General features: G+C 63.5%; 22 protein-coding genes. 20 read left to right on the top strand and 2 right to left on the bottom strand.

The annotated features are described in order from the left end of the window. Nucleotides 1-37: 37 nt before the first annotated feature. The 11 genes from PQV96_RS15225 to nudB all read left to right on the top strand — a co-directional run bounded on the left by PQV96_RS15225 (nucleotide 38) and on the right by nudB (nucleotide 10,540). On the top strand, nucleotides 38-451 hold the full coding sequence (locus PQV96_RS15225; RefSeq protein ID WP_066692671.1) for a gamma-butyrobetaine hydroxylase family protein: 414 nt from the start codon (nucleotides 38-40) through the stop codon (nucleotides 449-451). Nucleotides 452-628: 177 nt separating this feature from the next. After that, nucleotides 629-1,360 carry a bifunctional demethylmenaquinone methyltransferase/2-methoxy-6-polyprenyl-1,4-benzoquinol methylase UbiE gene (ubiE, locus tag PQV96_RS15220; protein ID WP_273623422.1) on the top strand — a complete coding sequence of 244 codons (732 nt, stop codon included), beginning with the start codon at nucleotides 629-631 and terminating at the stop codon, nucleotides 1,358-1,360. A 47-nt stretch (nucleotides 1,361-1,407) separates the two neighbouring features. Beyond that, a complete protein-coding gene (locus PQV96_RS15215; RefSeq protein ID WP_273623421.1) occupies nucleotides 1,408-2,412 on the top strand; it encodes a Tim44 domain-containing protein in 1,005 nt (334 codons plus the stop codon). Nucleotides 2,413-2,453: 41 nt separating this feature from the next. After that, nucleotides 2,454-3,029, top strand: coding sequence for a hypothetical protein (locus tag PQV96_RS15210; protein ID WP_066699164.1), 576 nt, complete (start codon nucleotides 2,454-2,456; stop codon nucleotides 3,027-3,029). After that, entirely contained in the window at nucleotides 3,026-4,591 is a 1,566-nt protein-coding gene (gene ubiB / locus PQV96_RS15205; RefSeq protein ID WP_066699153.1) for a ubiquinone biosynthesis regulatory protein kinase UbiB, read from the top strand. The genes PQV96_RS15210 and ubiB overlap by 4 nt, the downstream gene beginning before the upstream one ends. Before the next feature lie 145 nt (nucleotides 4,592-4,736). Beyond that, nucleotides 4,737-6,188 carry a high affinity choline transporter 1 gene (locus tag PQV96_RS15200; RefSeq protein ID WP_273623419.1) on the top strand — a complete coding sequence of 484 codons (1,452 nt, stop codon included), beginning with the start codon at nucleotides 4,737-4,739 and terminating at the stop codon, nucleotides 6,186-6,188. Between the two features lie 91 nt (nucleotides 6,189-6,279). Next, on the top strand, nucleotides 6,280-6,585 hold the full coding sequence (locus tag PQV96_RS15195) for an FmdB family zinc ribbon protein (RefSeq protein ID WP_044399352.1): 306 nt from the start codon (nucleotides 6,280-6,282) through the stop codon (nucleotides 6,583-6,585). A gap of 9 nt (nucleotides 6,586-6,594) precedes the next feature. Beyond that, complete coding sequence (locus tag PQV96_RS15190; RefSeq protein WP_066692174.1) at nucleotides 6,595-7,215, top strand: DUF502 domain-containing protein; 621 nt, start codon at nucleotides 6,595-6,597, stop codon at nucleotides 7,213-7,215. Between the two features lie 45 nt (nucleotides 7,216-7,260). After that, nucleotides 7,261-9,075, top strand: a complete 1,815-nt coding sequence (aspS, locus tag PQV96_RS15185; RefSeq protein ID WP_066692176.1) for an aspartate--tRNA ligase — start codon at nucleotides 7,261-7,263, stop codon at nucleotides 9,073-9,075. 112 nt (nucleotides 9,076-9,187) lie between these two features. Next, the gene (locus tag PQV96_RS15180) at nucleotides 9,188-10,012 is read left to right on the top strand and encodes a CsgG/HfaB family protein (protein WP_156451274.1); all 825 of its coding nucleotides are present in this window, start codon (nucleotides 9,188-9,190) and stop codon (nucleotides 10,010-10,012) included. A 48-nt stretch (nucleotides 10,013-10,060) separates the two neighbouring features. Further along, nucleotides 10,061-10,540 (top strand): dihydroneopterin triphosphate diphosphatase, encoded by a 480-nt coding sequence (gene nudB, locus PQV96_RS15175; protein ID WP_207373719.1) that lies wholly within the window; start codon nucleotides 10,061-10,063, stop codon nucleotides 10,538-10,540. 44 nt (nucleotides 10,541-10,584) lie between these two features. Here the strand turns inward: nudB and PQV96_RS15170 are convergent, their stop codons facing one another. Next, nucleotides 10,585-12,369 carry a tetratricopeptide repeat protein gene (locus PQV96_RS15170; RefSeq protein ID WP_273623417.1) on the bottom strand — a complete coding sequence of 595 codons (1,785 nt, stop codon included), beginning with the start codon at nucleotides 12,367-12,369 and terminating at the stop codon, nucleotides 10,585-10,587. 123 nt (nucleotides 12,370-12,492) lie between these two features. On the opposite strand from PQV96_RS15170, the gene PQV96_RS15165 reads away from it, so the two are divergent. The 9 genes from PQV96_RS15165 to PQV96_RS15125 all read left to right on the top strand — a co-directional run bounded on the left by PQV96_RS15165 (nucleotide 12,493) and on the right by PQV96_RS15125 (nucleotide 19,564). Continuing rightward, entirely contained in the window at nucleotides 12,493-13,230 is a 738-nt protein-coding gene (locus tag PQV96_RS15165; RefSeq protein WP_044399339.1) for an endonuclease/exonuclease/phosphatase family protein, read from the top strand. Between the two features lie 38 nt (nucleotides 13,231-13,268). Beyond that, the gene (clsB, locus tag PQV96_RS15160; RefSeq protein ID WP_273623416.1) at nucleotides 13,269-14,498 is read left to right on the top strand and encodes a cardiolipin synthase ClsB; all 1,230 of its coding nucleotides are present in this window, start codon (nucleotides 13,269-13,271) and stop codon (nucleotides 14,496-14,498) included. Between the two features lie 116 nt (nucleotides 14,499-14,614). Then, nucleotides 14,615-15,343, top strand: a complete 729-nt coding sequence (gene folE / locus PQV96_RS15155; RefSeq protein ID WP_044399334.1) for a GTP cyclohydrolase I — start codon at nucleotides 14,615-14,617, stop codon at nucleotides 15,341-15,343. Between the two features lie 2 nt (nucleotides 15,344-15,345). Continuing rightward, on the top strand, nucleotides 15,346-15,768 hold the full coding sequence (locus PQV96_RS15150) for a BLUF domain-containing protein (RefSeq protein ID WP_066692185.1): 423 nt from the start codon (nucleotides 15,346-15,348) through the stop codon (nucleotides 15,766-15,768). Nucleotides 15,769-15,972: 204 nt separating this feature from the next. Beyond that, nucleotides 15,973-16,854, top strand: coding sequence for a DMT family transporter (locus PQV96_RS15145; RefSeq protein WP_273623413.1), 882 nt, complete (start codon nucleotides 15,973-15,975; stop codon nucleotides 16,852-16,854). 8 nt (nucleotides 16,855-16,862) lie between these two features. Next, the gene (locus tag PQV96_RS15140) at nucleotides 16,863-17,729 is read left to right on the top strand and encodes a DUF429 domain-containing protein (RefSeq protein WP_420482153.1); all 867 of its coding nucleotides are present in this window, start codon (nucleotides 16,863-16,865) and stop codon (nucleotides 17,727-17,729) included. Then, nucleotides 17,726-18,004 carry a hypothetical protein gene (locus PQV96_RS15135; RefSeq protein ID WP_337930733.1) on the top strand — a complete coding sequence of 93 codons (279 nt, stop codon included), beginning with the start codon at nucleotides 17,726-17,728 and terminating at the stop codon, nucleotides 18,002-18,004. Before PQV96_RS15140 ends, PQV96_RS15135 begins: the two co-directional genes overlap by 4 nt. Before the next feature lie 143 nt (nucleotides 18,005-18,147). Next, entirely contained in the window at nucleotides 18,148-18,795 is a 648-nt protein-coding gene (locus PQV96_RS15130; protein ID WP_207373726.1) for a LysE family translocator, read from the top strand. A gap of 97 nt (nucleotides 18,796-18,892) precedes the next feature. Continuing rightward, nucleotides 18,893-19,564: a histidine phosphatase family protein gene (locus PQV96_RS15125; protein ID WP_207373727.1), complete on the top strand. Its 672-nt coding sequence runs from the start codon at nucleotides 18,893-18,895 to the stop codon at nucleotides 19,562-19,564. Nucleotides 19,565-19,570: 6 nt separating this feature from the next. On the opposite strand, the gene PQV96_RS15120 is transcribed toward PQV96_RS15125, so the two are convergent. Further along, entirely contained in the window at nucleotides 19,571-20,257 is a 687-nt protein-coding gene (locus PQV96_RS15120; protein WP_207373728.1) for an MOSC domain-containing protein, read from the bottom strand. Between the last annotated feature and the right edge of the window lie 45 nt (nucleotides 20,258-20,302).

Here is a 20,302-nt window from a genome sequence, read left to right as displayed (position 1 = left end):
TAGGGCAGTCGTTTTAAATTTTTGAACAGGTGAACGCATGGCAGGTTTGAAATCGGGCGCACCCGCGCCCACCGCACTGACGGTGCACGAGGCTTCCCGCGTGCTGGAGGTGGCTTTTTCGGACGGCGCTTCTTTCCGCATTCCGTTCGAGCTGATGCGCGTGTACTCGCCGTCTGCCGAAGTGCAGGGCCACGGCCCGGGGCAGGAAGTGCTGCAAACCGGCAAGCGCGACGTCACGCTGGTCAACCTGGAGCCCGTGGGCAACTACGCGGTCAAGCCGACTTTTTCGGATGGGCACGACAGCGGCATCTTCAGCTGGGATTACCTCTACGAGCTGGGTCAGCAGCAGGATGCGTTGTGGAAGCAATACGCCGAGCGCCTGGCCGCAGCGGGGGTGGACCGTGACGCACCGATGGCCGCCAAGGGTGGGCATGCCTGCGGCAGCCATTGATGGCTGGGCCGCGTGCTGGATGACGATGTGCACAATCGGTTGCTATTGAAAAGATAGCTGCCTGCGCTTGTATATCAAGCGCTAGAACCCATTTTTATATCAATTTTGCGACGGATGCCCCAGATGAGCACGGGGTTGTCGCTGTACGGCAGGTGCGCAGGCGCCTAGCATGACCCTATGAGCACCACCCATTTTGGATTCCAGTCGGTAGACGAAAAAGAAAAAGCACAGCGCGTACGCGGCGTGTTTGACTCGGTCGCGTCCAAGTACGACGTGATGAACGACCTGATGTCCGGCGGCTTGCACCGTGCCTGGAAGGCCTACACCGTGATGGTGGCCAACCTGCGCGAAGGCAGCCAGGTGCTGGACATTGCAGGCGGCACGGGTGACCTCTCTTTGGCATTTGCCAAAAAGGTGGGCACCACCGGGCGCGTGGTGCACACCGACATCAACGAAGCCATGCTGCGCACGGGTCGCAACCGGCTCATTGATGCCGGCGTGATCTTGCCCACCCTGGTGTGTGACGCCGAACAGTTGCCTTTTCCCGACGCGCATTTCGATGTGGTGAGCGTGGCGTTTGGTTTGCGCAACATGACGCACAAGGACCGCGCGCTGACCGAAATGTGCCGTGTGCTCAAACCCGGCGGCAAACTGCTGGTGCTGGAATTCTCCAAAGTGGCCAAGCCGCTGGAGAAGTTTTACGACTGGTATTCCTTCAAAATCCTGCCCCAGCTGGGCAAGCTGGTGGCCGGCGACGACGCTAGCTACCGTTACCTGGCCGAGTCCATCCGGATGCACCCTGGGCAGGAAGAATTGAAAACCCTCATGCAACAAAGCGGCTTTGGGCATGTGGACTATCACAACATGACTGGCGGAGTAGTGGCTTTGCATGTTGGAATCAAGTGCTGAGAGCAATGATTGCGCTCAACGCTGACGAATGACACAACGGAGATGACATGATGAAACTATGGTCTGTGGTTTTGGTCGCGCTGATGGCGGTGGTCCATGTGGACGCTGAAGCCAAGCGCATGGGTGGCGGTAAATCCGTTGGGCAGCAATCGAGCAACGTCACCCAACGCGAATCCGCCGGAGGTGCTCCTTCGCAAGGTGGCGCCGCCACGAACAGCGCAGCCGCTGCCAAACCGGCAACGCCTGCTGCAGCTCCTGCCGCTGCTGCGCCCAAGCGCCCCTGGGGTGCCATGCTGGGTGGCTTGGCCGCTGGCCTGGGCCTGGCCTGGCTGGCCAGCTCGCTGGGCCTGGGCGCCGGGTTCGCTCAGTTCCTGTTGATTGCTCTGGTGGCCTTGGCCGTGGTGGCGGTCATCGGCATGGTGATGCGCGCTCGCCGCTCTGGCGCCGCCAGCCAGTCGGGCGCTTCGCCTTTCGCCTTCCAGGGCGCTGGTGCTTCCACCCCTGCGGCAGCGCAGGTGCCTCACACCTATCGCCCTGAAAACGTCGGCAACGACGCATCGGCCCGTCCTTGGGAGCGCAGCAGCATGGCGTTTGACGCTTCGCGCCAAGCCCAGGGTTCGGGCGTGGTGATTGGCTCTGGCCTGGCAGGCTCGCAAAACTGGGGCATTCCAGCGGGCTTCGACGCAGAGGGCTTTGTGTCTGCCGCCAAGCGCAACTTCGTGACCTTGCAGGCCGCCTGGGATCGCTCGGACATCGCCACCCTGCGTTCCATGATGACCGACGGCATGCTCGAAGAAATCCGCGCACAGCTGGCCGAGCGGGAGTCTCACCGAGGCGCCGAGCCTAACCACACCGATGTGGTGATGATCGAGGCGCAGCTGCTGGGCATTGAAGAGATGGACGATCGCTACATGGCCAGCGTGGAGTTCTCCGGCATGATCCGCGAAGAACTGTCTGCAGGCCCCAGCCCCTTCCGCGAAGTGTGGAACATGACCAAGAGCAAGTCGGGTAACAGCGGCTGGCTGGTGGCAGGCGTGCAAGCCTTGCAGTAAATACCGAAGGGCTTTCCCAGTTCAGGGAATAATCGGGGACTATGGCAACACAGTCCCCTTTTTCATTTCTGGACAGCATTTTTGATCGCGTCACCTCTGGGCCGCAGCCGCCTCAATGGCTTGTCCATGAAGTGCACCAGCGCGCCGTGCTGTTCATCAACCATGTCTTGATGCAAGAGCCCGAGGCCATGGAGCGCATGCGCCGCCAAAAAGGCCGCGTTGCCCTGGTGCAATGGCGCGCCTATTCGATGGCGCTGCTGGTGACTCCTGCGGGCCTGTTCAACGTGGCGCCCGAAGGCGTTTCGCCCGACTTGCGCCTGGAGGTGACCGAGCTGTCGCCCCTGGCCCTGGCGCAGAGTGCCTTGCGTGGTGACAAGCCCGCCATTCGCATCGAGGGCGATGTGCAGTTGGCGGCAGAGATCAACTGGCTGGTAGACCATGTCCGCTGGGATGTGGAAGAAGATCTGGCCCGCTTGATGGGTGACGCACCTGCGCACCAGGTGGCCCAGGTGGCCCGCCGCGCAGCGCAGGCCCTGCGGCAGTTTGTGGGCGCGCGCATGCCCACCGGCAGCGTGGTTCCTGCGCCTGTGACCAGCACGGAGCGGACGGCGGCATGAAGCGCTTTTTGCGCGGCTGCACCATTCTGTGGGTGGTGTTCCGATATGGGCTGGATGCCCTGGTGCTGGACAGCTTTCAAAAGCCCTGGTTGCGCACGTTCTCTCGCATCCTGTCCGTCGGGCGCAATCTGGACGCCCCGCGGGGCCAGCGCTTGCGCGAGGCGCTGGAGCAGTTGGGCCCGATTTTCGTGAAGTTTGGCCAGGTGCTGTCCACGCGTCGCGACCTGTTGCCGCCCGACATCGCCAACGAACTGGCGCTTCTGCAAGACCGGGTGCCACCTTTCGACCCTGGTGTGGCCATTGCCACCATCGAGCGCGCCTTTCAGAAGCCGGTGGATTCGGTATTTCTGTCGTTTGAGCGCACGCCGGTCGCCAGTGCATCCATTGCCCAGGTGCACTTCGCCACCCTGCTCGACAGGGACGGTGTGGAGCGTGAAGTCGCAGTGAAGGTCTTGCGGCCGGGCATGCTGCCCGTGATTGAAAAAGACCTGAGCCTCATGCGCATGATGGCCGGGTGGGTCGAGAGCCTGTCGGCCGACGGCAAGCGCCTCAAGCCCCGTGAGGTGGTGGCCGAGTTTGACAATTACCTGCATGATGAACTGGACCTGATCCGCGAAGCATCGAATGCTGCGCAGCTGCGCCGCAACATGGATGGCCTCGATCTGGTGCTCATTCCCGAGATTTTTTGGGACTTTTGCCGCCCCGAGGTGATGGTCATGCAGCGCATGACTGGCGTGCCGATCAGCCAGGTCGAGCGGCTGAAGGATGCTGGCGTAGACATCCCCAAGCTGGCCCGTGATGGCGTCACCATATTCTTCACCCAGGTGTTCCGCGATGGTTTTTTCCATGCCGATATGCACCCGGGCAACATCCAGGTCAGCCTGGAGCCTGAAACCTTCGGGCGCTATATCTCGCTGGACTTCGGCATTGTGGGCACCCTCACCGAGTCTGACAAAGAGTATCTGGCGCAGAACTTCGTGGCGTTTTTCCGCCGCGATTACAAGCGAGTGGCTGAGCTGCACATCGAAAGCGGCTGGGTGCCGCCTGAAACCCGCGTCAACGACCTGGAGTCGGCAATCCGTGCGGTGTGCGAGCCGTACTTTGATCGTCCGCTCAAGGAGATCTCTCTGGGCATGGTGCTGATGCGCCTATTCCAGACCTCCAGGCGCTTCAATGTCGAGATCCAGCCCCAACTGGTGTTGCTGCAAAAAACCCTGCTCAACATCGAAGGCCTGGGCCGCGAGCTGGACCCGGACCTGGACCTGTGGAGCACAGCCAAGCCCTTCCTCGAAAAATGGATGCTGGAGCAGATGGGCCCGCAGCGCTTTTGGCGTGAGTTGCGCGCCGAGGCGCCACATTACGCCAAGCTGCTGCCAGAGCTGCCACGCCTGCTCTATGACGCTCTGCGTCAGCGGCCTGCGGACCAGCAACATCTGATCAAGGACCTGCTGGAAACCCAGAAGCGCACCAATCGGTTGCTGCAGTCCATCCTCTATGGCGGTGCCGGGTTTGTGCTGGGCCTGCTGGCCATGCAGCTTTTCATACGGATCCGGGTGTTCTGAGGCGCGAAACTTGCCCTCATAATCCGCACCGACTTTTGTCACACATTTGAAAAGGGGGGTGAACCCCTTGGTTTCCCTGGTGCAGTAGCGCGGCTCGCTGCGCGCCCTGTTTTTTCGCAACCCCCTTGGAGCTCCGGAGCGGCCCATGCTGTTGTCATTCATTGTTCTGTATCTGCTGGTCTCGATTGGTGTGGGGCTTTACGCCGCAACCCGCGTGCACAACACGGCGGACTATGCAGTGGCTGGGCGCAGTCTGCCCCTGGCTGTGGTGATTGCCACCACGTTTGCGACCTGGTTCGGCTCAGAGACGGTGCTTGGGGTGTCTGCCCGCTTCATTGATGGAAATCTCGGCGCCGTGGTCGAGGACCCCTTCGGGGCGTCGATGTGCCTGGTGCTGGTGGGCCTTTTCTTTGCCTACAAGCTCTACCAGAAGAACCTGATCACGCTGGGCGATTACTACCGCCAGCGCTATGGGCGGGTGATTGAGGTGTCCTGTTCGGCCATCATCATGTTCAGCTACCTGGGCTGGGTGGCTGCCCAGATCACGGCCCTGGGCTTGGTCTTCAATCTGCTCACCCAAGGGGCTGTATCGGTCACCATGGGCATGGTCATTGGCACGCTGGTGGTGCTGATTTACACCTTGTACGGCGGCATGTGGTCTGTGGCCATGACCGATTTCGTGCAGATGATCGTGATTGGCGTGGGCTTGCTGGCGATTGCCTGGTTTGCTGCAGACCTGGCAGGCGGCGCGGGTAAGGTGGTGGAATTCGCCGCGCGCGAGGGCAAGTTCCAGTTCTTCCCCAGCGGCGGAGTCAAAGAATGGACGTTCTTCATCGCTGCCGCTATCACGATGATGCTGGGATCGATCCCGCAGCAGGATGTGTTTCAGCGAGTGATGTCGTCCAACAGCGCTGCGACGGCCCGCAAGGGCCCCGTCATCGGCGGTGTGCTGTATCTGCTGTTTGCCTTCATTCCCATGTTTGTCGTGACGGCTGCCGTGCTGGTGATGCCTGAAACCGCTCAGACTCTGCTCAAGGAAGACCCGCAGAAAGTGCTCCCGACCTTGGTAATGGAGCGCATGCCGATCATGTTGCAGGTGGCTTTCTTTGGTGCGCTGCTGTCGGCCATCATGTCCACGGCTTCTGCCACCTTGCTGGCACCCTCCACGACGTTTGTCGAGAACATCCTGCACAACCTGCGTCCCGGCATGACAGACCAGCAGACCCTCAAGGCCATGCGGATCTCTGTGCTGGTGTTCACGGCCTGCGTGCTGACCTACGCGATCACCATGCAGGGCACCTCGATCTATGAACTGGTGTCTGGCGCCTACCAGGTGCCGTTGGTGGGAGCGTTCGTGCCTCTGGTGTTTGGCTTGTACTGGAAGCGTGCCACCACCCAGGGCGCGTTGCTCGCGGTGACCATGGGCTTGGGGGTCTGGTTGCTGTTTGTGGCCAGCCCCATGCTCTCGGAGGCCTTCCCGCAGCAACTCGCTGGGGTGCCGGCTGCACTGGTGGGTATGCTGGGCGGCTCGCTGGCGCCGCAGTGGATTGACGATCACAAGGGCCACGTTACCCACTACGAAGGCAGCGCCCGTTAACTACCCCGCCTCTGCGCCCATGGCGCAGGGGTTGATAGGTGGATGGGCCGCCTATAATTGAGGGTTTTGCACTTTCCCTCAACACACTGACATGCCTATTTACGCCTACAAATGCGGCACCTGCGGCCATGCCAAGGATGTGCTGCAAAAAATCTCCGACGCCCCGCTCACCACATGCCCCGCCTGCGGTGCAGAGGCTTTCTCCAAGCAGGTGACTGCAGCGGGCTTCCAGCTCAAGGGTTCCGGCTGGTATGTCACGGATTTCCGTGGCGGCAGCGGGGGTAGCTCCGCTCCAGCCACCGAAGCCAAGTCTGAATCTGCTGCGCCTGCCGCTGCACCGGCTGCGGCCCCCGCGCCAGCAGCCCCCAGCAGCACGCCATCGTCTTCTTCTACCTGACAGGTTGTAATGTCCGCTTTGCGCAAATGGCTGTTCACGGGTTTGCTGGTCATCGTGCCCGGCGTCATCACCGCCTGGGTGTTGAACTGGATTGTCAGCACGCTGGACCAGACCTTGCAAATCCTGCCGGGCGCATGGCACCCCGACAAGTTGCTGGGTATCCATATCCCCGGCTTCGGGGTGCTTCTCACCCTGCTCATCTTGCTGGTGGTGGGCGCCGTGGCCAGCAATTTTGCGGGTCGCAAATTGGTGCAGTGGGGCGACGCCCTGGTGCACCGCATCCCTGTGGTGCGTTCCATCTACTCCAGCGTCAAGCAGGTTTCCGATACCTTGTTTTCTGAAAGCGGCAACGCTTTCCGTACCGCGGTACTGGTGCAGTGGCCGCGTGAAGGGGTCTGGACGGTGGCGTTCGTCACCGGGGCCCCGAACGGCGAAATTGCCGCGTACCTGCGTGACGAGTTTGTGAGCGTGTACGTGCCGACGACGCCCAACCCCACGGGCGGGTATTTTGTGATGGTGCGCAAAAGCGATTGCGTTGAGCTCGACATGAGTGTGGACTCAGCGCTGAAGTACATCGTCTCGATGGGGGTGGTGGCTCCTGCCGCCCCGACCCAGTTACCTCTCAAGTAATTTTCTTTTCATTCATTGCGCCACAGCGGCGCCGGAAGTAATGCCATGGCCATGCGCTCTCACTATTGCGGTCTTGTGACCGAAGCCCTGATGGGCCAAACCGTGACCCTGTCGGGTTGGGTGAATCGTCGCCGTGACCACGGCGGTGTGATCTTCATCGACTTGCGTGACCGCGAAGGCTACGTGCAGGTGGTGTGCGACCCAGATCGCGCCGAGATGTTCAAGACCGCCGAAGGCGTGCGCAATGAGTTCTGCGTGCAGGTCAAGGGCCTGGTGCGTGCCCGCCCTGAGGGCACCACCAACGACAGCCTCAAGAGCGGCAAGATCGAAGTGCTGTGCCACGAGCTGAATGTGCTCAACCCCTCGGTTACGCCTCCCTTCCAGATGGATGACGACAACCTGTCGGAAACCACACGCCTGACCCATCGCGTGATGGACCTGCGCCGCCCGCACATGCAGCGCAACATGATGCTGCGCTACAAAACGGCCATCCAGGTGCGCAACTTCCTGGACAAGGAAGGCTTCATCGACATCGAAACCCCCATGCTGGGCAAGAGCACGCCTGAAGGCGCGCGTGACTACCTGGTGCCCAGCCGCGTGCACGACGGCCAGTTCTTCGCGCTGCCCCAGTCGCCCCAGCTCTACAAGCAGATGCTGATGGTGGCTGGCTACGACCGTTACTACCAGATCACCAAGTGCTTCCGCGACGAAGACCTGCGCGCTGACCGCCAGCCCGAGTTCACGCAGATCGACTGCGAAACCTCGTTCCTGGACGAGGAAGAAATCCGCGCCATCTTCCAGCGCATGATCACCGAGGTGTTCCAGACCCAACTGGGTGTGGACCTGGGTGAGTTCCCGATCATGACGTATCAGGAAGCCGCTCACCGTTTTGGCTCCGACAAGCCTGACCTGCGCGTGAAGCTCGAATTCACCGAGCTGACCGATGTGATGAAGGACGTGGACTTCAAGGTGTTCTCTGGCGCCGCGAACATGAAGGGCGGCCGCGTGGTGGCCCTGCGCGTGCCCGGTGGCTCGGCCGAAAACGGCGGCATCAGCCGTGGCGAGATCGATGCCTACACCGAGTTCGTCAAGATCTACGGTGCCAAGGGTCTGGCTTACATCCGTGTCAATGAACTGGCCAAGGGCCGTGACGGCTTGCAGTCGCCTATCGTGAAGAACATTCACGACGCTGCGCTGGCTGAAGTGCTCAAGCGCTCTGGCGCGCAGGATGGCGATTTGCTGTTCTTCGGTGCCGACAAGGAAAAGATCGTCAACGACGCCATCGGTGCACTGCGCATCAAGATCGGCCACAGCGAATTCGGCAAGAAGAATGGCCTGTTCGAAAACCGTTGGGCTCCCCTGTGGGTGGTGGACTTCCCCATGTTCGAGCACGACGAGGAAGAAGACCGCTGGACGGCTGTGCACCACCCCTTCACCAGCCCCAAGGATGGTCACGAAGACCTCATGGACACCGATCCTGGTAAGTGCCTTGCCAAGGCCTACGACATGGTGCTCAACGGCTGGGAGCTGGGCGGCGGTTCGGTGCGTATCCACCGTGCTGATGTGCAAAGCAAGGTGTTCACAGCACTCAAGATCACGCCTGAAGACGCGCAGGCCAAGTTCGGCTACCTGCTCGACGCCCTGCAGTACGGCGCGCCTCCGCACGGTGGTTTGGCCTTTGGCTTGGACCGCCTCATCACGCTGATGACAGGTGCCGAGTCGATCCGCGACGTGATCGCCTTCCCCAAGACCCAGCGTGCCCAGGACCTGTTGACCCAGGCTCCCTCGCCAGTGGACGAGAAGCAACTGCGCGAGCTGCACATTCGTTTGCGCAACCCAGACGCTGTCAAAGCCAGCTGATCGGGCGCAAAGCACCCCTGTTGCATGACGTAGCAGGAGACAAAGCGGCACAGACTTCAGGTCTGGGCCGCTTTTTTGTTGGAGCGTTCAAAAGAATACAGGGAGTAAAAAAATGAAGAATTCCGTGAATGGCACACCCCAAAGGCTGAGTGCAGTGGCTTTGCTGGTGGCGGCCTTGGTGGTAGCGGGTTGCGGTGAGAAAAAGACCGAGTTGGGTGAGGGCGGCTCGGTCGTCTCAGGTTCTGCCGGCCCCGCGGGCGCGCAAGGTGCCGACAAATCCCTTACCCGATGCGACGCTCCGGTGGCCACGCTGGCGCTGGCAGAGAACCCGAACGGCTACACCGTCTCCAGCGCCTACCACCTGCCGGCGTCTCCTGTGCCGCTGATTCGACTGATAGCCCAGCAAAGCGGTTGTTTTCGGGTGGTAGACCGATCTGCTGGGTTGCGTGCCACCGTCCGAGAGCAAGATCTCAAGGAGGCCGGGGTGCTGCGGCAGAAATCTACGGTGGCCAAGGGGCAGGGCTATGAGGCGCAGTACACCTTGGTGCCCAGCCTCACCTTCAGCGAACAAGATGCCGGGCGCAGCATTGCGGGGGTGATTGCGATGATTCCTGTACTGCGTGACATTGCGGGGCTGATTGGCTTGGCGGAGCAGGTCAAGCTCAAGGAGGCGCAAACCGCGCTGCTGTTGACCGACAACGAAACCACCGAGCAGGTGGCGGCCGCTACTGGCTCGGCACGCACCACCGACCTGGGTGCGGCGGGCGCACTGTTTGGGCGCCTGGGCGGTGGAGCGGGTGCGGGCTGGAGCAATACCAATGAGGGAAAAGTGATTGCGGCGGCATTTCTTGATTCCCACAACAAACTGGTAGCCCAGGTGCGCATGTTGCAGGCGAAGGAGCTTCCACCACCCGTGGCCACTCAAGGTCGGCCCTGAGGCGGGGCCTGCCTCTTTCTTCACGTTGGAACGACGGCGCCGCTACACATGGTTCACAAGCCTTTCAAGATTCCGGAGTCGGTGCTGGTGGTGATCCATACACCAGCGTTAGAGGTGTTGTTGATCCAGCGTGCGGACACGGCGCAGGGGGTGGAGCATTGGCAATCGGTCACGGGTAGCAAAGACCACTGGGATGAGCCGTGGGAGGCGACAGCTGCCCGCGAGGTGCAGGAAGAAACCGGGATTGATGTGCAGGCGCCCGGTTGCAGGCTCACGGATTGGGGGCTGGAGAACCATTACGACATCTGGCCCCAGTGGCGCCACCGCTATGCGCCTGACGTGTCGCGCAACTGCGAGCGGGTGTTTGGCTTGTGCGTCCCTGCTGCGGTGCCTGTGGTGCTCAATCCACGCGAACACGTGCGCTTTCAGTGGCTGCCGTGGCTCGATGCTGCCGACCTGTGTTTTTCTGCCTCCAATGCCGAAGCCTGCCTCTGGTTGCCGCGTTTGTCGGTGGTGGATGGAGGCTAACTGCTCTGGCTACACACCAGCGATTCCTGGGGGGAACCGCTGTGTCAGTTGGGGCGCAGACGAAGTTTGTCGAGGGGATCTGCCGGGTCGGGTGGCGGCTGTTTGCTGTCTGCGCCTGCGGTCTGCACTGTGCCTGCACGCCCGGCGCGCAAACGTTGCTGGGCGGCGATGTCGCTGTCGGCAGAGCGGGCGCGGGTTCGAATGACAACCCCACCAGGGTGCCGTTCACTGTCTTGCCCCAGGACGGCCTTGGTGGGGGCTACGCCGCAGCGTTCACGCAGCGCGTCAATTTCCTGCTGAAGGGCGTCTGATTCTTCAATGCGGTCGCGGTGGCGCAGCAGCACTTGCTGCGACAAGTCCACCAGCTTCGTGTTCAGCGTTTGTGCGCCATGGCGGAGCAAGCTGCGCACGGCGCCGGTTGCGTCGCCCGAGAGGCTGCGCGCCATGGCTTTTTCGGCCGTTTTGTTGATTTCCAGCAGGCATTCCCGGATGGACTCCGAGTACGGCGGGAAGATGTTGCACGCGTTGGCCATCAGCTCACACAGCCCGCGCGTGTTGGCGTAGCGCATGCCCAGCGACCTGATCCATACCGCGCCTTCGCTCAAATCAATCGACGTTGTGGTCAGCACGGCCAGCAGGCTGCCAAGGTTGCAGGCCGCCTCAAAATCAAAGCTGCGGGCATTGATTTCGTTGGCCATGGTTTTGACCGCTTCCACCGCTTGTGAAAACTGGCGCTGCTGGATGAGCTGCAGCGTACGCGATACCTCCACAAAGCGCAGGATGCGGGGGCTGTCGGTGTTCTCGTGTCGTTCCAGCAGCCGCGCAAAGTCGGCCATGCAGCGCTCAATGCCCTTGCGATCGTTGTCGGCAAAGTACGCGAAAGTGAGCAGCACCAGCGACTGGCAGTCAAACAGCTTGGAGTCCAGCCCCAGCATCGCGGCGCGCGACAAGACACGGGTGGCGGTGGCCCGCTCTCCCATGTAATACGACATCATCCCCAGCTTTTGCAGGCGCACCACTGAGTCGGGCGTGAGTTCGCTGGCGGTGCGGTAGGTCTCGATGGCTTCCGCAAACTGCCCCAGTTCCACCTGTGCGCGGCCCAGCACATCGTAGGCGTCGGCAAACGAGGCGTCTTCACCCAGCAGGCCCTGCAGGGTGGAGATGGCGCGCGCCGCCTGGCCGGATTCGATTTGTGCGCGGGCGACGCCCAGCTTGGCCCAGGGCAGGGCGCGTGCGGCAATCACGGCTTCAAACAGCGTGCGAGCTTGCGCGTGGCGGCCCAGCCGCAGCAGCAGTTCGGTGCCAATGCGCGCGGCATACAGCCAATACGGCTGGCGTGCTTCAAAGCGCTCAGTGCACAGGGCGGCGGCCGTTTCAAAGTCTTCCTGCTCAATGGCATCGAAGATCGGCTTGAGGTGGACTTTGCGCAGCCTGGCCAGGCTCAGCCGCTCGAACAGCGTGCTGGGGGTGAAGGGCTTGAGTAAATAGCCGTCCAGCGCCGACTCGGCGGCTTCCGCCACTGCGGCATACGATGCTTCGGCGGTGACCATGAAAAACACGGTGGAAAAGGGCAGCAACTGCGCGCGGCGCAGGTCGTCCAGCAGGGTTTGGCCAGAGTGGTTGGACTCGGTGAAATACTGCTCGCACAGCACGTAGTCGAACACCGTGTGCTCCAGCCGGCTTCGGGCGTCGCGCACCCTGCTGCACTGAACCACCTTGGTCACCCCGTATTCACGCAGTTGGGCCACCAAAATGCTGCGTGAAGTGGCGTTGCTGTCAATGACCAACGCCTGGACTTCTTGGGGTTCCGAATCTTTGCCTGTGGCCATTGACGGCTGCGGTGTCCTGTAGGCACACGAATGTGGGGTGAATTCGCGCTAGTGTAGGCCCATTGGAGCCCTGCGGCGGATGCGGGAAAGCCCGTTGTCCCGGGTTGCGACACAATCGGTGGCATGGAGCACACCGATATTTTGCGCGTCGCCACATACAACATCCACAAGGGTGTGCAGGGCCTGGGCCCTGCGCGCAGGCTGGAGATCCATAACCTGGGCCTCGCCGTGGAGCAGCTGGACGCTGACCTGGTCTGCCTGCAAGAGGTGCGCAAGCTGCACCGGCGCGAACAGCGCTACTTTCACCATTGGCCAGAGCTGCCCCAGGCCGACTTTCTGGCCCCGGAGGGCTACGAAGCCGTCTACCGCACCAATGCCATCACCAAGCATGGTGAACATGGCAATGCGCTGCTGACCCGCTGGCCGGTGGTGGGGCACCAGCACGAAGACATCTCGGACCACCGTTTCGAGCAGCGCGGCCTGCTGCATGTGCAGGTGCAGATACAAAGCCGCCTGGTGCACGCCATCGTGGTGCATCTGGGCTTGATCCCGGGCAGCCGGGTGCGGCAGGTGCAGCGCCTGCAGCAATTCATCGAGCGCGAGGTGCCCCCGGGCGAGCCCGTGGTGGTGGCCGGAGATTTCAACGACTGGGGCCCCCAGCTCAAGCGCATTCTGGGGGGGTATGGGCTGGTGGAATTTGAGGCGCCCAGGGCCTACACCTACCCGGCCCGGTTGCCGCTGGCGCAGCTGGACCATGTGTACGCGCGGGGCCTCACGCCTGTGAGCCTGCATGTGCCGCGCGGGCGCATCTGGTGGCGCATGTCCGACCATTTGCCGCTGATTGCCGAATTCCGGCTCTGATGTGTGCGCGTTGATCCCCTGGGGCGATTTGCACGGCCATGAGTCCCACGCCTGAGTTTGCGCACGACCACGATGTGCGCCTGTACCAGGGCGCGCAGGAGCTGTTCCCGGCGCTGGTCGAGGCCATGGATGCAGCCCTGTCTGACATTCAATTTGAAACCTACATCTTCGACTTCACCGGCGCGGGCAGTAGCGTGGGTGAAGCGCTGGCCCGTGCGGCGCAGCGCGGCGTGCGCACGCATCTGGTGGTGGACGGCGTAGGCACCGGCCGCCTGCCTGCCCTCTGGGCTGCCCGCCTCACTGCGGCCGGTGTGCAGTGGCGGGTGTACTCCCCGCTGGGCCGGTTGGGCCTGTTGCTGCCCAGCCGCTGGCGGCGCCTGCACCGCAAGCTGTGCGTGGTGGACGGGCGGGTGCTGTTTTGCGGCGGCATCAACGTGCTCGATGATTTTTACGACCCCAACCACGGTGCGCTGGACGCCCCCCGCTTTGACTTTGCGGTGCGCGCCACCGGCAGCCTGGTGGTGCAGGCCAGCGATGCCATGGAGCAACTGTGGTGGCGCATGCAAGCCGTGCGCGATGTGCGCAAGCGCCGCCTGCCCGAAGCCCTGCAGGCGCTGCGCACTGCCAGCGCCCAGCGCCATGCCGAGCAGCAAATCGGACAGCTGCGCGGCAGCGGTGCCAAAGTGCGCGCCGCCCTGGTGCTGCGCGACAACGTTCGCAACCGCGCTCGCATTGAAAAAACCTACCTGCGTGCCATTGGCTCCGCGCGGCAGGAGGTCATCATCGCCAACGCCTACTTCGTGCCGGGCCGCAAGCTGCGCAAGGCCTTGCTGATGGCGGCCCGCCGGGGCGTGCGGGTGCGCCTGCTGCTGCAGGGGCGTTATGAGTACTTCATGCAGTACCACGCGGCGCGCCCGGTGTATGGGGCGCTGCTGGAGGCGGGGGTGGAGATCCACGAATACGCGCCGAGCTTTTTGCACGCCAAGGTGGCGGTGGTGGATGCGATGGGCGATCGGCCCTGGGCCACGGTGGGCTCGTCCAACCTGGACCCCTTGAGCCTGCTGCTGGCCCGCGAAGCCAACGTGGTGGTGGAAGACACGGCCTTTGCCCGCGACCTGCGCCAGCGCCTGGTGCACGCCATGCAGCACGCCGGCCACCGCATGGACCCCGCCCGCTACGCCGGTCGCCCGCTGCGCCAGCGCGTGCTCGACCGGCTGGCCTTTGGCCTGATGCGGCTGGCCCTGTGGCTCACCGGCCACCGGTACTGATCGGTCCAAAAATCCGGTTGCTATTGATTTGATAGCTGCTGGCGCTTGTTGGTAAAGCGCTAGAGGCCTAAAACCCTTGCAACGTCTGCCCATCCGTTCGCTGTTACGATCTGCCCATGTCCAGTCAACCCGCCGCCGTTATGACGACCACCTTGCCGGATGAAGAAGGCACCCCCGTTTCCGTGAAGATCCGTGAGCGGATCAACGCCGCACGCAAACGCTTCAACGCCAACGACAACATCGCTGAATTCATCGAGCCCGGCGAGCTGGAAAAGCTGCTGGACGAGGTGGAAGAAAAGATGCAGGGCGTGCTCGACAGCATGGTGATCGACACCGCTGGCGACCACAACACCAACAACACCGCGCGCCGCGTGGCCAAGATGTACCTCAATGAGGTGTTCCGCGGCCGTTATGTGGCGCAGCCGCCCATCACCGAATTCCCGAACGCCGAGCACCTCAACGAGCTGATGATCGTGGGCCCGCTCACCGTGCGCAGCGCCTGCAGCCACCACTTCTGCCCCGTGATCGGCAAGATCTGGATCGGCGTGATGCCCAACGAGCACACGAACGTGATCGGCCTGTCCAAGTACGCCCGCCTGGTGGACTGGATCATGGGCCGCCCGCAGATCCAGGAAGAAGCCGTGGTGCAACTGGCCGACCTCATCATGGAAAAGACCCAGCCCGATGGCCTGGCCATCGTGATGGAGGCTAGCCACTTCTGCATGTCCTGGCGCGGCGTGCGCGACATGGACAGCAAGATGATCAACTCTGTCATGCGTGGCGTGTTCCTCAAGGACAGCGCCTTGCGCCGCGAATTCCTCTCCCTCATCCCTGGAAAGAACTGAACATGTTGGTACGCCTGCTTTACGCCAGCCGCGCGGTGGACACCTCGGCCCAGGCCATCGAAGCCATCCTCACGCAGTCTCGCCAGCACAACCCCGGCTCGGGCATCACCGGCGTGCTCTGCTACGGCGGCGGCGTGTTCCTGCAAGCCATTGAAGGCGGCCGCTCTGCGGTGAGCGAGCTGTACGGCCACATTCAGCGCGATCCACGCCACAAGAATGTGGAACTGCTGCATTACGAAGAAATTGCCGAGCGCCGCTTTGGTGGCTGGACCATGGGGCAGGTCAACCTCTCCAAGATCAACCACTCCATCTTGCTCAAATACTCTGAAAAGCCCGAGCTGGACCCGTACACCGTGTCGGGCAAGGTGTCGTTTGCGTTGCTCGAAGAGTTGATGGCCACGGCCTCCATCATCGGAAGAGCCTGAAAAGCGGGGTGCTTTGCTACTGCGCGGTCTGATCCCGGGCCTGCGGTACTCGCCGCACGGGAGTGCGGCTGCGTTCCTCAACCCAGGCTGAGGCCGCTCGTGACGCAAATCGCCCCACTTTTCGCCACTGCTTCAAAGACATAGCTCCAGCCGCAGCCCACAGGCGCTGCGGCTTTTTGCATTCAAGCTGCGCTTTTTTCACCCGTGAGTCTCAACGCCTTCGCCCTCATCATCCTCGCCGGGCTCATCCATGCCTGCTGGAACATTGCTGCCAAAAAGGCGGGGGGTGACTCGCGGTTTGCGTTTTTCACCTCGGTGCTCATGATGTTCTTCTGGGCACCGCTGGGCTGGTGGCTGGGGCGCGATGCCGTGCCGATGTGGGGTGCGGTGGAGTGGGGCTTTGTGGTGGCCAGCGGCGTGCTGCATGTGGTGTATTACGTCATCTTGCTGCGTGGCTACCGCAAGGCAGACCTCACGGTGGTGTACCCGCTGGCGCGGGGCTCGGGGCCGCTGCTGTCGTCGCTGGTAGCCATCACGCTGCTGGGTGAGCAGATTTCAGCGCTGGGGGCTTTGGGCATTGCCGGCGTGGTGGGCGGGGTGTTTCTGATTGCCGGGGGCCCTGGGCTGCTGCGCGCGGCGCACGACCCTGCCGCGCGCCAGCGGGTGCACAAGGGCATCGCCTACGGGCTGCTCACCGGGGCTTTCATCGCCAGCTACACGGTGGTGGACGGCTATGCCGTCAAGGTGCTGCTGATGTCGCCCATCCTCATCGACTACATGGGCAACTTCGTGCGCGTGGGCCTGCTGGCCCCCGTGGTGCTGCGCGACCTGCCCACGGCCCGCACGCTGTGGCTGGCGCAGTGGCGGTTTGCCTTGCTGGTGGCTGTGGTCAGCCCGGTGGCCTACGTACTGGTGCTGTATGCCATGCAGCAGGCACCCATGTCGCACGTGGCCCCGGCACGTGAGGTGTCCATGCTGTTTGCCGCGCTGATTGGCGGGCATTTGCTGGGCGAGGGCGACCGGCTGGCGCGCGTGTGCGGGGCGGTGTGCATTGCCGCAGGCGTCACGGCGCTGGCCTTAGGATGAGCGCTGCCATGTCTTCCGCCGTTGTTTTTGATTTGATCGGCTGCGATTTCTCCAGCAGCCCCAGCCGCCGCAAACCCATCGTGCTGGCACTGGGCCGCCGCGATGGTGCGCGCGTGCAATTGCTGGGGCTGGAGCGTATCGAGACCTTGCCAGCTTTCACCGCCTGGTTGTGCCAGCCACGCCCCTGGGTGGGCGGGTTTGACTTGCCCTTTGGCCTGCCGCGCGAACTGGTCACCACGCTGGGCTGGCCCACCGGTTGGCGTGCATGCATCCAGCACTACCGCAGCCTCACGCGCGAGCAGATCCGCGAGGCCTTTGCAGGGTTTTGCGATGCCCGCCCCGTGGGCGGCAAGTTTGCCCACCGCGCCACGGATGGCCCCGCGGGTTCCAGCCCCTCGATGAAATGGGTGAACCCGCCCGTGGCCTACATGCTGCACGCCGGCCTGCCCTTGTTGCTGGATGCCGGGGTGTACCTGCCGGGCCTGATGCCGCCCGGCACAGGCGATGCACAGCGCGTGGCGCTGGAAGCCTACCCCGGCCTGCTGGCGCGCGAGGTGCTGCAGCGGCGCAGCTACAAAAGCGATGAACGCGCCAAGCAGACCCCTGATCGCTTCATTGCCCGCAAGGACCTGGTGAACGCGCTGGAGCTGGGCCAGACCCGGCTTGGCCTGCGCCTCAAACTCAGCCATGCCCAGCGTGATGCGCTGGTTCAGGACGCCAGCGGCGACAGCCTGGACGCCGTGCTGTGCCTGCTGCAAGCCGCCTGGGCCCAGCAGCAGCACGATCAAGGCGACGCCTTGTACGGCCTGCCCCCGGGGCTGGATACGCTGGAAGGCTGGATCGTGACCGCGCCCTGGGGCGCATCCGGCGCATGAACTCCGCCAAACGTCTTGGCTGCCATGCGGCCCGTTCTGGAGGCAAGGCCAGCCACTCGCCCGCAGCCCTGCTGGTGTTGGCCGCGTGGTTGCTGTGGCTGGCGCTGCCTTTGCACGCCGGCCCAGCGCCTTGGTATTACTGGCGCAGCAAGGTCGATGGGGCACGCGTGTGCGCCCAAACCTCGCCCGGCCCCGGCTGGGAGCGCGACAGCCCGCCTTACGAGGGGCCTGGCTGCCAGCCGCGCACCAAGGTCATCGTGGTTCCCATGCGCTAAGTGCCTGTTGACGATCTCGCTGGAGATCGCAAACACGCTCTCAACCCCTCCGCAGCCTCCCGCGTTTGCCCGTTGCCGCATGGCACCGCACACCCGGCACAATGGGTGTCTGTTTGTGTCACCTGCTTTTGCCAACCTTCGCCATGCCTTCTGCCGATACCCTGATTGCCTTTTTGGGCGTGTCTATCCTGCTGGGCCTCACCCCCGGGCCCGATAACATTTTTGTGCTGCTGCAGTCTGCCCAGCGCGGTTGGCGCGCCGGCATGGCCGTGGTGGTGGGGCTGTGCTGCGGGCTGGTGGTGCACACGGGGGCGGTGGCGCTGGGCCTGGCAGCGGTGTTTGCGGCGTCGGCCGCGGCGTTCACTGTGCTCAAGCTGCTGGGGGCGGCCTACCTGGCGTACCTGGCGTGGCAGGCCTTGCGGGCACCGTTGTCGTCTGCCGGGCCTGATGCTGGCGCGCAGGGCGCTGCGCCCACGGCTGCGCCCAGCCTGTGGCGCATGGTGGGCCGCGGCATGGTGATGAACCTGAGCAACCCCAAGGTGCTGGTGTTCTTCCTGGCCTTCCTGCCCCAGTTTGCTGACCCCGCGCGCGGTGCCATGGGCGGCCAGCTCATGGTGCTGGGCTTGGTGTTCATCGTGGCCACCTTGCTGGTGTTTGGGGCCATCGCCTGTTTTTCGGGCGTGTTCGGGTCTTTGCTGCTGCGCTCGCCGCGCGCGCAGCAGTGGCTCAACCGGGTGGCGGGGGTGGTGTTCCTGGGGCTGGCTGTGCGTCTGGCCACATCGCAACGCTGAGGGTCTCTTTTGCTATGAAAAGCATAGCTTCTGGCGCTTTTTCCAATTGCGCTAGAGCCGTTTTTTTCTTGTACTAAGCGCACAGCATCATTCCACCATGACCGAACTCATCCTCATCCGCCACGGCGAGACCGACTGGAACCGCGAGCTGCGCTTTCAAGGCCAGGTGGATGTGCCGCTGAACGCCACGGGCCTGGAGCAAGCCCGCCGCGTGGCGCAGCGGTTGCTGGCTGAGCGGTTTGGAGTTGAGCACCTGGTGTGCAGCGACCTGCTGCGCACGCGGCAGACGGCCGAGCCTGCGGCGCAGGCGCTGCTGCCCCACCTGTCGCTGGACGCCGTGGCAGACCCCGGGCTGCGCGAGCAAAACTTTGGCGTTGTGGACGGGCTGCGTGTGCAAGACGTGAAAACCGATTACGCCGAGGCCTGGGAGCGCTGGGTGCGCTTTGAAGCCGACTACGGCATGCCCGGTGGCGAAACCACCCGCCAGTTCCACACCCGCGTGATGGACGCAGTGCAGCGCATTGCGCAGCAGTACGCGGGCAAGACGGTGCTGGTGGTCACGCACGGCGGCGTGCTCGATATGGTGTGGCGCACCGCCCAGGGCCTGGGGCTGGACGGGCCCCGCCAAAGCGATATTCCCAACGCGGGCCTGAACCGCGTGCGCGTGCAGGGCGGTGCCATCGAAGTGCTGCACTGGGCCGACACACGCCACCTGCAGGATTTACCTGCGCAGCCGGTGTACGACCAGACCAAGCTGGTGGTGCGTTAGCCGTGCCTACCCCCGCAGGCGTGCAGACCAATCTTCAGCCTGCCCCTGATCGCGTCGCCGGGTGAACAGCTTGTGCCAGGAGGGTGGCAGCGGCAGCGCCAGCACATCGTTGAGCACGGCAGGGTGGCATTCACGGTCGCGGATCAGGGCCAGCAGGCGCTGTACCGTCCAGCCGGGGTGGGGCCGCTCCAGCAGTTCCAGCGCATCGCCCGCCTGCACCACGCCCGCTTGCAGGGTGCGGCAGTACCAGCCCGCGCGCAGCGTGTTTTGCACGCGGGCCGACATGTCGGGCACGCCAAAGCGCAGGTTCAGCTTCCAGCAGGGCTGGCGGCCCTGGGTGACTTCCAGCACCGCGCTCCCTGCGCGCCAGTGGTCGCCAATGCAAACGCCCGCTTCGTCCAGCCCTGTCACCGCCAGGTTCTCGCCAAACGCGCCCGGCGCTTGCAGCACCGGGGCAGCGCCCAGTTCTGCGCGCCATGCTGCGTAATGTGCCCAGGCGTACAGGTGCACCGCCTTGTCGGGCCCGCCGTGCACGCGCAGGTCGGCCTGTGCATCGCCCCGCAGCCCCAGCGGGCCGATCGCTACCGGGCCAGCCACTGGCTGCTTGGCAATGGCACAGGACTTGCCAGCGGCGCCCAGCGGGGCCACGGTGCCGGTGAGTACTTGCAGGATGTGGGGGGAGGCGGGGGTCATGCAGCGTCCAATGTCATCAGGGTTCTGCGGCAAGTATCGGCGGTG

Origin of the sequence: Acidovorax temperans (assembly GCF_028596105.1) — a bacterium.
GTDB classification, from domain to species: Bacteria; Pseudomonadota; Gammaproteobacteria; order Burkholderiales; family Burkholderiaceae_C; genus Acidovorax; species Acidovorax temperans.
Note: the sequence above shows the minus strand (reverse complement) of the source record. Positions and strands in the feature narration are given on the sequence as shown.

Bases quoted from the DNA above. Each gene is read 5' to 3' on its own strand.
- PQV96_RS15225 (WP_066692671.1), top strand. From the start codon at position 38: ATGGCAGGTTTGAAATCGGGCGCACCCGCGCCCACCGCACTGACGGTG.
- ubiE (WP_273623422.1), top strand. From the start codon at position 629: ATGAGCACCACCCATTTTGGATTCCAGTCGGTAGACGAAAAAGAAAAA.
- PQV96_RS15215 (WP_273623421.1), top strand. From the start codon at position 1,408: ATGATGAAACTATGGTCTGTGGTTTTGGTCGCGCTGATGGCGGTGGTC.
- PQV96_RS15210 (WP_066699164.1), top strand. From the start codon at position 2,454: ATGGCAACACAGTCCCCTTTTTCATTTCTGGACAGCATTTTTGATCGC.
- ubiB (WP_066699153.1), top strand. From the start codon at position 3,026: ATGAAGCGCTTTTTGCGCGGCTGCACCATTCTGTGGGTGGTGTTCCGA.
- PQV96_RS15200 (WP_273623419.1), top strand. From the start codon at position 4,737: ATGCTGTTGTCATTCATTGTTCTGTATCTGCTGGTCTCGATTGGTGTG.
- PQV96_RS15195 (WP_044399352.1), top strand. From the start codon at position 6,280: ATGCCTATTTACGCCTACAAATGCGGCACCTGCGGCCATGCCAAGGAT.
- PQV96_RS15190 (WP_066692174.1), top strand. From the start codon at position 6,595: ATGTCCGCTTTGCGCAAATGGCTGTTCACGGGTTTGCTGGTCATCGTG.
- aspS (WP_066692176.1), top strand. From the start codon at position 7,261: ATGGCCATGCGCTCTCACTATTGCGGTCTTGTGACCGAAGCCCTGATG.
- PQV96_RS15180 (WP_156451274.1), top strand. From the start codon at position 9,188: ATGAAGAATTCCGTGAATGGCACACCCCAAAGGCTGAGTGCAGTGGCT.
- nudB (WP_207373719.1), top strand. From the start codon at position 10,061: ATGGTTCACAAGCCTTTCAAGATTCCGGAGTCGGTGCTGGTGGTGATC.
- PQV96_RS15170 (WP_273623417.1), bottom strand. From the start codon at position 12,369: ATGGCCACAGGCAAAGATTCGGAACCCCAAGAAGTCCAGGCGTTGGTC.
- PQV96_RS15165 (WP_044399339.1), top strand. From the start codon at position 12,493: ATGGAGCACACCGATATTTTGCGCGTCGCCACATACAACATCCACAAG.
- clsB (WP_273623416.1), top strand. From the start codon at position 13,269: ATGAGTCCCACGCCTGAGTTTGCGCACGACCACGATGTGCGCCTGTAC.
- folE (WP_044399334.1), top strand. From the start codon at position 14,615: ATGTCCAGTCAACCCGCCGCCGTTATGACGACCACCTTGCCGGATGAA.
- PQV96_RS15150 (WP_066692185.1), top strand. From the start codon at position 15,346: ATGTTGGTACGCCTGCTTTACGCCAGCCGCGCGGTGGACACCTCGGCC.
- PQV96_RS15140 (WP_420482153.1), top strand. From the start codon at position 16,863: ATGTCTTCCGCCGTTGTTTTTGATTTGATCGGCTGCGATTTCTCCAGC.
- PQV96_RS15135 (WP_337930733.1), top strand. From the start codon at position 17,726: ATGAACTCCGCCAAACGTCTTGGCTGCCATGCGGCCCGTTCTGGAGGC.
- PQV96_RS15130 (WP_207373726.1), top strand. From the start codon at position 18,148: ATGCCTTCTGCCGATACCCTGATTGCCTTTTTGGGCGTGTCTATCCTG.
- PQV96_RS15125 (WP_207373727.1), top strand. From the start codon at position 18,893: ATGACCGAACTCATCCTCATCCGCCACGGCGAGACCGACTGGAACCGC.
- PQV96_RS15120 (WP_207373728.1), bottom strand. From the start codon at position 20,257: ATGACCCCCGCCTCCCCCCACATCCTGCAAGTACTCACCGGCACCGTG.